The following is a 12,390-nucleotide window of genomic DNA, read 5'->3' on the forward strand; positions in this document are numbered from 1 at the left end:
GTGCCCGGCAGACGTTGTGGCGTCTGCCGGGCACTGCTGGGGTGATGGTTCTCGCAGCGGTTACTACGAGGCGGGATCGTATTCGCTGGTGTTCTCGACCTCGACGTCCACTTCGTTGTCTGCAACTACAAGCGAGTGGTTGGCATCGATATCTGTGTAGTCGACATCGAGCTCGTTGTTGGCGACGACTGTGTTGCCCTCGATGTTCGTGTAATCCACATCGACGTCGCCTACTTCAACCGAGTTGTCCACTGACTTGTCGATCTCCACCTCGTTGTCCTGGATGACGGTGGAGTCGTAGTTGACCTGGACATCTTCCAGTTCCACGTTGGTGGAGTGATCGTTGGTGTACTCCAGATCCACCTCGTTGTCCTTGATGATGGTGGAGTTCTCGATGTTCGTGTACTCCACGTCCACGTCGCCGACTTCCAGCTCGGTCTCGTTGTTGTAGGAGTCCTTGTTGAACGAGTCCGTGTTGTGGATGTTGGTGTGCGAATTGTCCGTATTGGTGGAGTGGTCGTCGTTGAAGGAGTCCTTGAACTCCGCATCGATGTCCACGTCGACGTCCGTGTTGTAGGAGTCCTTGGTCACGGAGTTATCCGAGTAGTCGTTGCCGATGGAGATGTCGTTATTGCCCCTGGCATCCACAGTGACCGAGTTATCCGTTGAATGGTCATCAGTGTTGGTGGTTGTGGTGGTCGTGTTGCCCGAGTTGCTGACATCATCGCCGGCAGCAATGGCGCCGTCACCGGAGGCAACCACAGCGTCCTGGTTGAAGAGCTGCGTAACATCGCCGTCTGCCCAGATGTTCTGGTTGACCGACTGATCGGTGATCGTGTCGCGGTCGTCGATGGTGGTGGTGTAGGAGTAGTTGTTCACCACGTGGACAAGCTGCTGGACGGCATGCGCATGGTCATCCCAGTCGCCGCCCCCACCGCCGCCACCGTGTCCACCGCCGTCGTGATCATCGTCATCATGGCCACCCCAGCCGCCCCCGCCACCGCCGTGTCCGCCACCGTCGTGATCATCGTCGTCGTGTCCACCCCAGCTGCCGCCCCCGCCACCGCCGTGTCCGCCACCGTCGTGATCATCGTCGTCGTGTCCACCCCAGCCGCCGCCACCGCCGGTGGAAGCGTTGTTGCCTCCTGTGTTGTATTCACGGTCGAACGACGAACGGGCGTTGATGGGTGCGTAATCGAGGACCACCGGGCGGACGGCGTCGACGTCGGCCGACGAGACGTCGCGCAGGCCTGCTGCGGCGAGCGCTGCTTCGGGATCCCGTACGAATTCTTCAGCGGCATCAGGATCGTTGAACAGGCTCATCAGGAACTGCACGAGCTGTTGTGCGAGTGTTGGCATTGGAGTGCTCCCTCAAATTCTGTGATGGATAATGATTCGCCCGGCGCCTTTGCCGGGCTTGCATTCAACGTATTGCCGTGGCCGGTAACCGGGCATCGGGGGTGGTCCCCCTACCACTCCCCTCACCGTTAGGGGATTGCCCGGCTTTCCGTTAGGGGGTGGAGGGGTTGCCGCCTTACGGAGGTGGGTACCCCTCCCCCAATGCCATCCGCAGGCGGACCAGGAGTTCCGAGCGGCTTTCGGCCCCCAGTCGTCGTCGCATGCGCGCCACGTGGTGCTCCGCCGTGCGGGGTGAGATGTAGATGGCTTCGCCGATTTCCCGGTAGGTCTTCCCTTCCAGGATGAGCCGACCAACTTCGCGTTCCCTGGCGCTGAGTCCGGAGGAGTCAGGAGCGCCGGGGCCACCCCCGATGTCCATGACAGGCTGAGCGGGAACAGCAACGCGAGCAACTTCTTGCCGTTCTGAAACCCCGGCGGACGGGGCCGAACCTTGGGGGTGCAGATCCCTGGCGCATGCCAACAGTTTCACCATGTCGCGTCGCTCATCCGCATGCGCTGCGGCATGGCCCGCCAAGCGCGCGCCCTCCCAAGGCATGCTGACGGCGGCTAACCCGCGGGCCGCTGTTTCGACGTCGGACGCTTCAAAGCGGCCGGCCAGGACGGAGACCCAAGCCTTACCGCCGGCCGCGAGCACGGCAGCCAGATGGCTATGCTCCGATGCACGCACCAGCGCTGCCGCATGCGGTGCAAGCCCGGCGGGGTCTTCGCTCAATAACGCCGCTTGCACCGCCGCCCAGTGCAACGGCACAGACCACAAGGGCGGATTGCCCAGCCTCCCCAGCAAGTCCCAAGCACTCTCCAGGTAATGCGCAACCCTCCTTGATTCCCTCAACCGTGCTGCGGTGATCATCAACTCGCCCCAAGATAGAAGGCTGTAGAGGTCCACGGAAACGTGCATCATCGCTTCACGGGCCCTGTCCCAAGCCAGCACGAGCTCATGAACATCGCTGCCCCGCCTGGCCAGGCCTGTTTCCAAGGCCGCCAACAAGAACTCGTCCCTCGGCGCCAGGACCCAGTGATTGGCTTTGACGGCCTCATTGATGGCCAAACGGGCGTCGTCGGCGTTGTCCTGCTGCATGGAGGACCACGCGCGCAACAGAAACAGCCGGGGACGGGCTGCGTCGCCGCCCTGACCTGCAGCCAACGCTGCCTTGAGGACGGTGTCCGCTACGGTCGGCTCACCGCTGTGGAGGGCGCACAAGGCAGCCAGGGCAGCGGGTGTTTCCGGCAAGGGGATGGAAGTGCCAGCCGCGTTCATCATGTCCGAGGCCCTGATGAGCTCGGCCAGCGCCAGTTCCGGTGCCGGCTCCAAGGTTTCCCGAAGCCCCTGCTGAGTCAGGGACAGCGCAACCGCCAGGAGCGTAGGCGAACCGCTCGGAGGAACAGCTGCAAGAAGCTCCTCCGCATCCACCGGGTTTCCCGAACCGATCATGGCCACCGCAGCGAGCGGGGCCGAACCGTCGATCCGGTCCGGCCCCAGCCAGTGGTACGTATCTGCGCTCCGGGCAAGCATTCCGCGTTGCGCCCAGACGGCCGCGGCCACGTCTACTCCCAGACGAAGATCGGGGGCCCCGGGCACCGCCAGAAGCCGGTCCACCATCCTGCCCGCGGAGTCCAAGTCACCGGTGGCCGCTGTAGCCTGTGCATGTCTCGCGGCCTTGGCAACCTCGTCACCGCCGGCCAAGAGGGCTTCGGCGTAAAGTTCAGCAGCCAATCGCGGATCCGTTGCCAAGGCATCGTCCGCTGACCGTTCAAGCTCAGCCACCACACGAGGGTCCTGAAACCCGTTCCTTGCGAGGTCACGGGCCAGGTCCCCTAGCACCAGGCCTTCCTGGAGAGTCTTGTCCACCAACTCCCTTTGCAGCGCCCGGATACGGGCAGTGGGGGTCCCCTTGAGCAGGGCGTACCGTGCAGTACCCACTACAGTCCCATCCGGCAAAAGCAAGCCGGTGTCCTTGGCAGCGGCAATGATCGAGTCCAAGCCGTCTGGGTGGTCGGAACTGTCAGGGTCACGCAGGCTCTCGGGAAGGGGCGACGGGATGGAGAATCCCACGGACAGGGCCAGAAGCAGCTCGCGGACAGCGGCAGTCCCGCCTGTCAGCGTGGGGGCCGTATCTGCGCCGAGGGTGTCATCTGCGCCCGGGGTGTCAGTAGCGTGGTTGAGGGGGTGATCGTCTCCCCCGGGCCGAAAGTGCCCAGGCTTATGGTCATGTCCCGTCATGGGTTAGACCGCCGAGAGCAGCGCTGGATCCGAAGTAGGGCTGGTTTCCGTTGGTAAAGGGTCAGGGACGGCCGGCGGGGTGGTCTCCTGCGGCAGCACAGGTGCAGGAGATGCCGGCGGGTCTTGGACCACCGTGGGTTCGGGCTGCGGCACCGTTGGTTCCGGTTCCGGTTCGGGTTCCGGAGACGGTGGTGGCGGCGGCGGAGTCACCGGATCCGTAGGGGTGCTGGGCGGCGTTGTTGGTTCGCCTACCGGCGGAGTTGTCGGGTCCGTCGTCACCGGTGGTGGTGTTGTGGCTGCCGGAGGAGGCGTCGGTCCGGCCGCGGCACCCCCTGTGGGATCAGGATCAGCGGTAGGCGGCGTAGGAGCCTGAGTGCCCGGAGTGGAAGTCCCCGTTCCGGGGGCAGCAGGCGTGGTGGTACCTCCCGTCCCGCCTGCTGCTGTACCGGAGGAGGTACCGGCGGCACCCGTCCCTGCCGTGTTGCCCGAACCATCGGCCGCGCTGCCTTTGCCCGCGTTGGTTGCGCCCGGGTTCGTTGTATTCAGCCGGGCCGGAGCCCTTCCGTTGGACCCAGCCCTCGTGACCCCGGCCTTGACGCTCGCTTCGAGTCCAGCCGCCGGTCCACCGATGACGGGGCTGGAACCGGCAGCACCGCCAGCCCCGGAAGCTTGGGCCCCGGAAGCCTGCGCACCGCCGTCGCGCATGACATCGGCCGCCTGGTTTCCAAACACGGTGGCCAGCAGTCCGGTGCCTTCGGGGCTTTGTGCCGCTGTGGCGGTTGCGATGGTCAGCGCCGTTGCGGCTGCGGCGGCTGCTGCCGCCATCCGAACGCGAGGCCTCGGGGCATGGCGACCAGGCTTGACCGTCGATGCTTGATGGTGGCTGAAGGGAGCCCGGCTCGGCGCGTGTGGCCTCCCCAGCGAAGAGTCCGCACTTTTTTCCCGGGCTATTGATTCCAGGGACAAGTTCGCCGCGGCTGAAGCGGCTGTGGCGGCTGCCTCCGCATCCACTGAACCTGCCCCACTGGGGCGCAGGCCAGCCACGGCAGCGCCAAGGCAGATGGATGACTTGGGATCGGCGTCGACGGCGATCGGACGGTCCAGTTCCACGGAAATCAGCTCCGCCACGAGTGGAATCCGGGACGATCCTCCGATGAGCAGCACCGCGCTCAGGTCCTGGGCTTCAAGGTTGATACTCCGAAGGCTTCGTTCAAGGGCGTCCACCGTGTCCCTGACAGGGGCCTCGATCATCGCTTCGAATTCGGAACGGACCAACCGCACGGACAGCTGGGTGCCGGGCAGGGACACGGCCACGCTGGCTTCGCTGTCCAGGGAAAGTGCTTCCTTGGCTTCCCGGCATTCCCGCCTCAACCGTGAGAGGGCCGCCAAAGTCTCAGGAGAGCTCACATCCAATGCCACGCCCTCGCCAAGGTGGCCCATCACGTGACGCAGGACGGCGGCGTCGAAATCGGCGCCGCCAAGGGTCTCAATACCATCGGGACGGCCCAATAGCTCAAAGTTGCCGGCGCTGGCTTTGCGGAGCACGGCGGTGTCGAAAGTACCGCCACCGAGGTCGTACACCGCGATGATGCTGCCATCTTCCACACGGGTTTGGGAGGCATAGTGCAGGGCTGCCGCCTCCGGCTCGCTGATTAAGGTGATGTCCTCCAGGCCAACCATATTGAGCGCGGCAAGCACCAACGACGTACGGTGCTGTCCCCATGCCGCGGGGTGCGTCATGATGATCGACGACGGCGAGCTACCTTCCCGCTCTTGGGCCCTGTCCACCACCCACCGGGCCATGGCGGCATATACGTCCTCGGGGGCAAGCCAGCTCTCTCCGACAGCGAGGGGAACCGAGTCGCCTATCCTGCGTTTGAATTCCCTCACCACGCGCTGGGGATCGTCCAGTCCACGGCGTTCGGCTGCTTCGCCTATCAAAATGCGGCCGTCTTCTGCATAGAACAACACCGAAGGCACGGCGCTGCCATGCACCCCCAACGGGAGGATCTCGGCTGTTGGAGTTGGGCCTTGGTTGGGCTTTACAAGGGCTGCGGCGGTGAAACTGGTCCCGACGTCAATGGCGAGAACATAGCTCATGGTTACCTCGAAAAGAACACGGCGCGTCGCTAGCGGGCTGCATCACAAGCGGGTTCTGAACAAGTTAGCACCTGCCCCGGACGGGTAAAAGGCTTAGTTGCTACACCAAACTGTCACAGTTGATACACCGAATTGTCATTTTCAAAGACCGTCTCCGCATAGGGGAGCAAAGCCCCTGCTCAGGGGGCGAAGGCTGCAGTTCCGCGGCTTAGAGCCCGGAGTAGGAGTGCAGGCCGTTGAAAACCGTGTTGACGAGAGTGAAGTTGATGATGACGCAGGCATAACCAACGATCGACAACCACGCTGCACGGGTTCCGGTCCAACCACGGGTGGCCCGGGCGTGCAGGTAGCCCGCATAGACCACCCAGATCACGAAGGTCCAGACTTCCTTGGGGTCCCAGCCCCAGAAGCGTCCCCAGGCCTTTTCAGCCCAGATTGCACCAAACATGAGGGTGAACGTCCAGCCGATGAAGGCGATGGCATTGATGCGGTAAGAGAGATTCTCGAGGCTCAGCGCGTTCGGAACCAAGCGCATGAAGCCCAGGTTGTCCGCGCGGCCCGCGGCAAGGTTCTTCTGGCGGTACGACTGCAGCAGCTGCAGCACAGACATCGCGAACGTCAGTGTGAACAAAGCCGACGACAGAACTGCGATGGACACGTGGATGATCAGCCAGTAGCTCTGCAGCGCCGGAACCAGGTGCCCCACCGGGGTCCAGAAAGCCGCCGAAGCAGCCACCAGCATGATGATGGCCAGCCCGATCACAAAGGTCCCCAGGAAGCGCAGATCCCTGCGGATGAGGACCACCAGGAAGACAGCTACGGCAACGAAGGCACCCGTGGTGAGGAACTCGTACATGTTTCCCCACGGCACGCGGCCTGCGCCAAATGCGCGGGTGACCACGCCGGCGCCATGGATGAGTACGCCCAACACCGTCAGCGCTACCGCAACGCGGGCGGGCGCGCGGCGTTCGCCTGCGTACTTCATGTCGCCGGCGGCGGTTCCACCCTCAAAAGTGAGGCCCGACGTCGGACGCTCGGCGCGGCCTGCCGGCCCACCGGCGTCAGGACCTCCCAAGCCCGCCGCGACGCGGCCCGCAGAAACCGTGACCTTCTCGCCGGCGGCGCTGGCCGCTGCCTTCAAGTCCACGGCGCGGAGCATCTTGCTGCTCTTCGCCAAGTCCCAGGCAAATGCGATGAACGCCACGGTGTACGTGCCGGCGGCCAACAGCATGAACAGCTCGCTGTACTGGCCCAGGGTTTCGTTGATGACGGGCATTACTGGTCCTTCGAGGTTGAGGAAGATCCTGCAGGTGTTGTGGGGCTTTCCGGCGTTTCCGGGACATTCCATTCCCGGGCAAAGATTTCGCGGAGGGCTGCGGCTTCACCGGCCAAGCGGTGGTCTTCACCGCGTGCCAGCAGGCCGTACTCCACCATGGTGCGGCCGTCCGAGTGGGTTCCGGTGCGGACCCAAACGCGGCGGCGGTTGATGTACAGCGACATGACCAGGCCGGCGACCGCAAGGAAACCGAAGATCAGCGCGTAGAGCTGGCCGGGGTTGTGGTGGATGTCCACCCCGATGTACTTCTTGACGCCGTCGAACGTGATGCTGCCCTTGCCTTCGGGCAGGTTGACCGTGGCTCCCGGGCTCAGGGTGATGCCGCCGGCGGCGAGGTCGCGGCCGTTGAGCTGTTTGAGGTCCTTGACGTCCAGCTCGAACACGTTCTGGGGTACGCCCTTGTCCAGGCCGAGGTCACCGTAGAACGAGTTCAGGCTCAGCTGCGGGTTGATCAGTTCCGGGGCGCCGCTGAAGGAAATTCCGTCCTCCGTCACGAACGCCGTGGGCAGGAAGAAGCCAACAAAGCCCAACTGTTCCGGCTTGGCGTCCGGGACCTTGATGACCACGGAGGAGTAGTAGTTGTCGCCCTGCACCTTGGCCGTTACGGGACCCTGGAAAGCAACGTTGCCTTCGCCGTCCCGGACCGTCACCATGGGCGCGTAGCCGTTTCCGGTGAGGTAGAGGCTTGTATTCCCGAGCGAAACGGGGTCGTTGACCTTGAGGGTTTCCTTCTTGGCCGGCGCGTCCGGAGTTTCCTTGGTGGTCACTTCGGCCGTGTAGTCGATGGGCTGGCCGGCCTTACCGGGCGATTCGCGGTCGAACCTGGCCTCGAACTTATCCAATTGCATCGAGTACGGCTGGAGAGAACTGCTCTGGAAGTTGGTGCCCGGCGTGAATTGGTCGTAGCCCACCAAGGTGTTGACGAATGTATCACCCTCCACCAGGATCCGCTGGCCGCTGTACCCGTACAAGCCACCAATGGCCACGGACACCAGCACGCCGATCAAGGAGGTGTGGAACACCAGGTTGCCCACTTCCTTCAGGAAGCCGCGCTCGGCACCCAGTGACGGCAGGGCGCCGTCGACGTCCCTGACCTCAACGCGGTAGCCGCGCTTTTTCAGCAGCCCGGCGGCGTCGTTGATGGCTTTCGACGCCGGGATCCCGGCGTCGGCAGGCACCGCCAAGGTGCCGTACTCCGGCAGGCGCGAAAGGCGCTTGGGGGTGCGTGGCGGCTGCGACTTCATGGCCTTGTAGTGGGCGATGGCGCGCGGAGTGACGCAGCCGATCAGGGAGATGAACAGCAGTATGTAAATGGCCGAGAACCAAGCCGACGAGTAGACGTCGTAGAGCTGCAGGGCGTCGAGAAGCTCGCCGTAGGAAGGGTTGTCCTTGATGTACTGCGTGACCACTGACGGATTCGCGGGCCGCTGCGGGAACAGGGAGCCCGGCACAGCGCCAACGGCAAGCAGGAGCAGCAGGAACAGAGCCGTGCGCATGCTGGTCAGCTGGGTCCAGGACCATCGGAGCATGCCCTTGAAACCAAGCGCGGGCAGAGCTGCCTCGGACTTGGCCTGCTGGAGTTTTCCCTCGCCTGTTGTGCCTTCTGCGGGGGTGCTTTCAGCGGCTGGTGACTTCTTCTTGGCTTTCACGGACTCGCTCATCAGATTGGCAACTTCACATCGTTTTGGAACCAGTACTGCAACTCGGTCACCCAGGTTCCCCACACGCCGGTGGCCATGAGGATTCCAAGCAAAATCAGGATGCCTCCGCCGATCCGCTGGATAGCCAGCCGATGCGTGCGGAAGAAGGACATGACTCCCATGCCCCGACGCACAGCCAAGGCAATCAGGAGGAACGGAATGCCAAGGCCAAGGCTGTAAACGAACGCCAGAAGGGCACCCTTGGCCGCCGATGAACCGCCGGACAGGCTCAGCAACTGTACCGCGGAGTACGTTGGACCAATACAGGGAGCCCAACCCAGCCCGAACGTCAGTCCCAGCAGCGGTGCGCCCCAGAGGCCCGCCGGAGGTTTGGCATGGATCTTCGCGTCACGCTGCAGCCAACCGAAGCCGCCCATGAACACCACGCCCATGATGATCACGAGGATGCCCAACAGTTGCGTGATCCAAGCGTTTTGGGGGCCGGTCAGCAACGTACCCAACTGCCCAAAGGCGCCACCCAAGAGAACGAAAATCACCGAAAAGCCCAGCACAAACAGGCCGATGCCGGCCAGCATGCGGCCACGCCTTTGCTTCTGGAGGTCGACGCCGGTCAGTCCCGTGACGTAGCCAAGGTAACCGGGGACCAACGGCAGCACGCAGGGAGAAAGGAATGAGACCAGTCCGGCCAGCAGCGCCACTGGCACAGCCAGCAGCAGTGATCCGTTGAGGATCGTCTCGGCGAAAGGACTGTTCATGGGTGCTACTCGGCCACTGCGGAGGTGATGAGGGCTTTCAGGGTGCTCTTCTCGATCTCGCCGAGGACGCGTGAGGCAACCTTGCCCTCCTTGTCCAGGACCAGCGTTGTGGGTACTGCACCAGGGGGCACAATACCGGACACGGACAGCAGCACTGCCCCATCCTTGTCATTGAAGCTCGGGTAGGTGATGTTGAAGGTTTTGTCGAAGGCCTCGGCGGTGGCTTGTTCGTCCCGCAGGTTGACCCCGAAGAACTGGACGCCCTGGTCCTTGAAGTCCAAGTGCAGGGCTTCAAGCTGGGGGGCTTCGATGCGGCACGGAGCACAAGCGGCAAACCAGAAGTTCAGGACAGTAACTTTGCCCAGGAGATCCTCGGGCTTTACCGTCTGCCCGTTAAAGAGAGTGCCTTTGAGCGCAACGGGTGCGGAGCGGTCGGCCTTGGCGAACTCCGTCACCGAACCATCGCCTGCCACGTAGTTCTTGTTGTCTCCGGCCTTGGCTTGCTTGGCAAGGGAGTCTTCCTGGGCACACGCGGACAGGCCCATGGTCAGTCCAGCGAGAAGGACACCACCGGCGGTCAGCACGCCGCGGCGCGAAAGATTGTTGTCCATGCTTCTACGCTCCCGGGGTGCTCGCCGCGCCGGGAAGCAGGACGGCAGCAGGCTCGGTGTACTCAACGCGCACGATCTTGCCGTCGTGGTCGAGTGTGAGGGAGGTCAGCGACGTGAGGGTGCACTCGCGCTTACGGGGATCGTGGGCCAGACGGCGGCCCTCGGCAGTCAACCGGGTGGACCAAATGGGAAGTTGGTGGCTGACCAGAATGGCCTCGGCGCCGTCGCCGCCCAATTCGATTGCCTTCACACGGGCGTCTTCGACCGCGGCCAACACACGGGCTGCTTGTTCCTTGTACGGCTCGCCCCAGGAAGGGCGGAACGGATTCCGGAAGTAGATCCAATGCTTGGGCTTCAGGAACTCGCTCTTGGTGGGGTGGAGTCCCTCGAAGTGGTTCTCTGCTTCGATGATGCGCGGCTCAGTGGTGATCTCCAGGTTCAGGGCCTCGGCCGTGGGCATAGCCGTCTCCTGGGCGCGCGTGAGCGGCGAGGCTACCAAATGCACGATCTTGGCACCCTGGTTGGCGCGGGCCGTGAAGTGGTCCGCCAGCATCCGGGCCATCTCGCGGCCACGTTCGGAGAGGTGGAATTCCGGCAGCCGGCCATAGAGGACGGCGTCGGGATTGTGGACCTCGCCATGGCGAAGCAAATGGACAGTTGCTTGGGGCATGTTTACCAGTTTCTCAAAGAAGCGGGGCGATCCGAAATCTTCTACCGCTAGTAGAACTCAAAGTTTTCCCGAAATGTTCCGTGGAGTTGGAATAAAAGATGCATATGCATGTTTATACTGGATACGAAGCTCGGTTGACGCTTCAAGCAATGAGCTCAACCAAGCAAGCAAGCAGTACCTACCACTCGATATAGGAGCAACACCATGATGACTCTCCCCGCTTCCGTCACCACCGGCACCTGGACCCTCGACGCTTCCCACAGCGAGATCGGCTTCACCGTCCGCCACGCGGGCATCAGCAAGGTCCGCGGGCAGTTCAAGGATGCTGCTGCCACCTTGGAAGTTGGCGAAACGCTGACCGATTCCAAGGTCACCGCCACCATCCAGACCGCCAGCTTCGACTCCGGAGACGTCAACCGCGACGGCCACGTCAAGGGCGAAGACTTCTTCGATGTGGAGAAGTTCCCGGAAATCACCTTCGTGTCCCGCCACGTCAAGGCCAACGGCAACAGCTTCGACCTCGTGGGCGATCTCACAATCAAGGGCGTGACCAAGGAAGTCTCCATCGAGACCGAGTTCAACGGTGTGGCCGTGGATCCGTTCGGCAACACCCGCGCCGGCGTTTCCGGCGAAACCACCATCAGCCGCAAGGATTTCGGCCTCACCTGGAACGCCGTCCTCGAAGCCGGTGGCGTCCTGGTCAGCGACAAGGTTGTCATCAACCTTGAGCTCGCATTCATCGCACCGGCTGCCGCGTAGCCCGCACGCAACACCAAACGGCGCCCTGCACAGTTCACGCTGTGGGGGCGCCGTTTCGCATATACGGAAGTCACCCCGCAATTGTTCGGCGAACAGCCTGTATTTAGCTGCGAGTTGGCTCCGAATTTCCTATGCATCCCTCAACCTGCGGTCTAAAGTGATGCCATGAGTACCCCAGACGAAACACCTCAGCCACAGCAGCCCGGCTCCCAGCCTCCGCAGCCCGGCAATGTTCCTCCTGCGGGTCACCAGCCTCCGCAGGGCTACCAACCCCCTCAGGGCTACCAACCCCCGCAGGGTTACCAGCCGCCGTCGCAACCGGGGCAGTATCCACAGCCCGGACAAGGCCAGCCCGGCTCCGGTTTCCACTTCGAAATGCCCACTGACGGACCACGTAGTTTCAACGACGTCATGCCTCAAGGCGGCTTCTCGGGAATGTTCAAGACCCAGGGCCTGCCGACTGAGTTGAAGGTCTCCTACTTCATTTGGGTGATCTCCGGACTCCTGGGCCTGCTGTTTGGCCTCATCGCTTTCTTTGCCGTAATCGCGGCCTTCGCTTTTGCTCCGGGATTCGCCGCCATCGCACTGATCCTCCTCCTGCTCACTTTGGCGGTCGCCGCCGCCCAAGTGATCCTGGCCATGAAGATGAAGGAAGGCAAAGAGTGGGCACGCCTCGCCTTGACCATCCTGGCCGGCGTCTCCCTGCTCCTGGCCATCTTCGGAGCGGCAAGTGGTGGCGGTTCCGGGATGGGCCTGGGTGGCAATTGGTTCGGCTTCCTGGTGAGCGCAGTTGCCGTTGTACTGATGTGGCTGCCCAATGCGCAGCTCTGGTTCAAGACTGTGAAGGGCCACGCTTAG

General features: G+C 63.1%; 10 protein-coding genes. 2 read left to right on the forward strand and 8 right to left on the reverse strand.

Annotation, left to right across the window (positions count from 1 at the left end; translation table 11 throughout):
• Positions 1-63: 63 nt before the first annotated feature.
• The 8 genes from A477_RS0111515 to A477_RS0111550 form a co-directional block, all read right to left on the reverse strand.
• Positions 64-1,359 (reverse strand): IniB N-terminal domain-containing protein, encoded by a 1,296-nt coding sequence (locus A477_RS0111515; RefSeq protein WP_017199144.1) that lies wholly within the window; start codon positions 1,357-1,359, stop codon positions 64-66.
• Between the two features lie 175 nt (positions 1,360-1,534).
• On the reverse strand, positions 1,535-3,640 hold the full coding sequence (locus A477_RS0111520; RefSeq protein WP_017199145.1) for a LuxR C-terminal-related transcriptional regulator: 2,106 nt from the start codon (positions 3,638-3,640) through the stop codon (positions 1,535-1,537).
• A gap of 3 nt (positions 3,641-3,643) precedes the next feature.
• Positions 3,644-5,740 (reverse strand): Hsp70 family protein, encoded by a 2,097-nt coding sequence (locus tag A477_RS0111525; RefSeq protein WP_017199146.1) that lies wholly within the window; start codon positions 5,738-5,740, stop codon positions 3,644-3,646.
• Between the two features lie 208 nt (positions 5,741-5,948).
• The gene (gene ccsB / locus A477_RS0111530) at positions 5,949-7,016 is read right to left on the reverse strand and encodes a c-type cytochrome biogenesis protein CcsB (RefSeq protein ID WP_017199147.1); all 1,068 of its coding nucleotides are present in this window, start codon (positions 7,014-7,016) and stop codon (positions 5,949-5,951) included.
• Positions 7,016-8,737, reverse strand: a complete 1,722-nt coding sequence (gene resB, locus A477_RS0111535; RefSeq protein ID WP_017199148.1) for a cytochrome c biogenesis protein ResB — start codon at positions 8,735-8,737, stop codon at positions 7,016-7,018. Before resB ends, ccsB begins: the two co-directional genes overlap by 1 nt.
• Positions 8,737-9,492, reverse strand: a complete 756-nt coding sequence (locus tag A477_RS0111540; RefSeq protein WP_017199149.1) for a cytochrome c biogenesis CcdA family protein — start codon at positions 9,490-9,492, stop codon at positions 8,737-8,739. The genes resB and A477_RS0111540 overlap by 1 nt, the downstream gene beginning before the upstream one ends.
• Before the next feature lie 5 nt (positions 9,493-9,497).
• Positions 9,498-10,103: a TlpA family protein disulfide reductase gene (locus A477_RS0111545; RefSeq protein ID WP_017199150.1), complete on the reverse strand. Its 606-nt coding sequence runs from the start codon at positions 10,101-10,103 to the stop codon at positions 9,498-9,500.
• Between the two features lie 4 nt (positions 10,104-10,107).
• Positions 10,108-10,773, reverse strand: coding sequence for a histidine phosphatase family protein (locus A477_RS0111550; RefSeq protein ID WP_017199151.1), 666 nt, complete (start codon positions 10,771-10,773; stop codon positions 10,108-10,110).
• A 207-nt stretch (positions 10,774-10,980) separates the two neighbouring features.
• On the opposite strand from A477_RS0111550, the gene A477_RS0111555 reads away from it, so the two are divergent.
• Entirely contained in the window at positions 10,981-11,532 is a 552-nt protein-coding gene (locus tag A477_RS0111555) for a YceI family protein (protein ID WP_026005548.1), read from the forward strand.
• A 165-nt stretch (positions 11,533-11,697) separates the two neighbouring features.
• Positions 11,698-12,390, forward strand: a complete 693-nt coding sequence (locus A477_RS23300) for a hypothetical protein (RefSeq protein WP_157367084.1) — start codon at positions 11,698-11,700, stop codon at positions 12,388-12,390.

The sequence above is a fragment of the Arthrobacter sp. M2012083 genome, from assembly GCF_000281065.1.
Lineage (GTDB): Bacteria > Actinomycetota > Actinomycetes > Actinomycetales > Micrococcaceae > Arthrobacter.

Bases quoted from the DNA above. Each gene is read 5' to 3' on its own strand.
- A477_RS0111545 (WP_017199150.1), bottom strand. From the start codon at position 10,103: ATGGACAACAATCTTTCGCGCCGCGGCGTGCTGACCGCCGGTGGTGTC.
- ccsB (WP_017199147.1), bottom strand. From the start codon at position 7,016: ATGCCCGTCATCAACGAAACCCTGGGCCAGTACAGCGAGCTGTTCATG.
- A477_RS23300 (WP_157367084.1), top strand. From the start codon at position 11,698: ATGAGTACCCCAGACGAAACACCTCAGCCACAGCAGCCCGGCTCCCAG.
- A477_RS0111550 (WP_017199151.1), bottom strand. From the start codon at position 10,773: ATGCCCCAAGCAACTGTCCATTTGCTTCGCCATGGCGAGGTCCACAAT.
- resB (WP_017199148.1), bottom strand. From the start codon at position 8,737: ATGAGCGAGTCCGTGAAAGCCAAGAAGAAGTCACCAGCCGCTGAAAGC.
- A477_RS0111525 (WP_017199146.1), bottom strand. From the start codon at position 5,740: ATGAGCTATGTTCTCGCCATTGACGTCGGGACCAGTTTCACCGCCGCA.
- A477_RS0111555 (WP_026005548.1), top strand. From the start codon at position 10,981: ATGACTCTCCCCGCTTCCGTCACCACCGGCACCTGGACCCTCGACGCT.
- A477_RS0111515 (WP_017199144.1), bottom strand. From the start codon at position 1,359: ATGCCAACACTCGCACAACAGCTCGTGCAGTTCCTGATGAGCCTGTTC.
- A477_RS0111520 (WP_017199145.1), bottom strand. From the start codon at position 3,640: ATGACGGGACATGACCATAAGCCTGGGCACTTTCGGCCCGGGGGAGAC.
- A477_RS0111540 (WP_017199149.1), bottom strand. From the start codon at position 9,492: ATGAACAGTCCTTTCGCCGAGACGATCCTCAACGGATCACTGCTGCTG.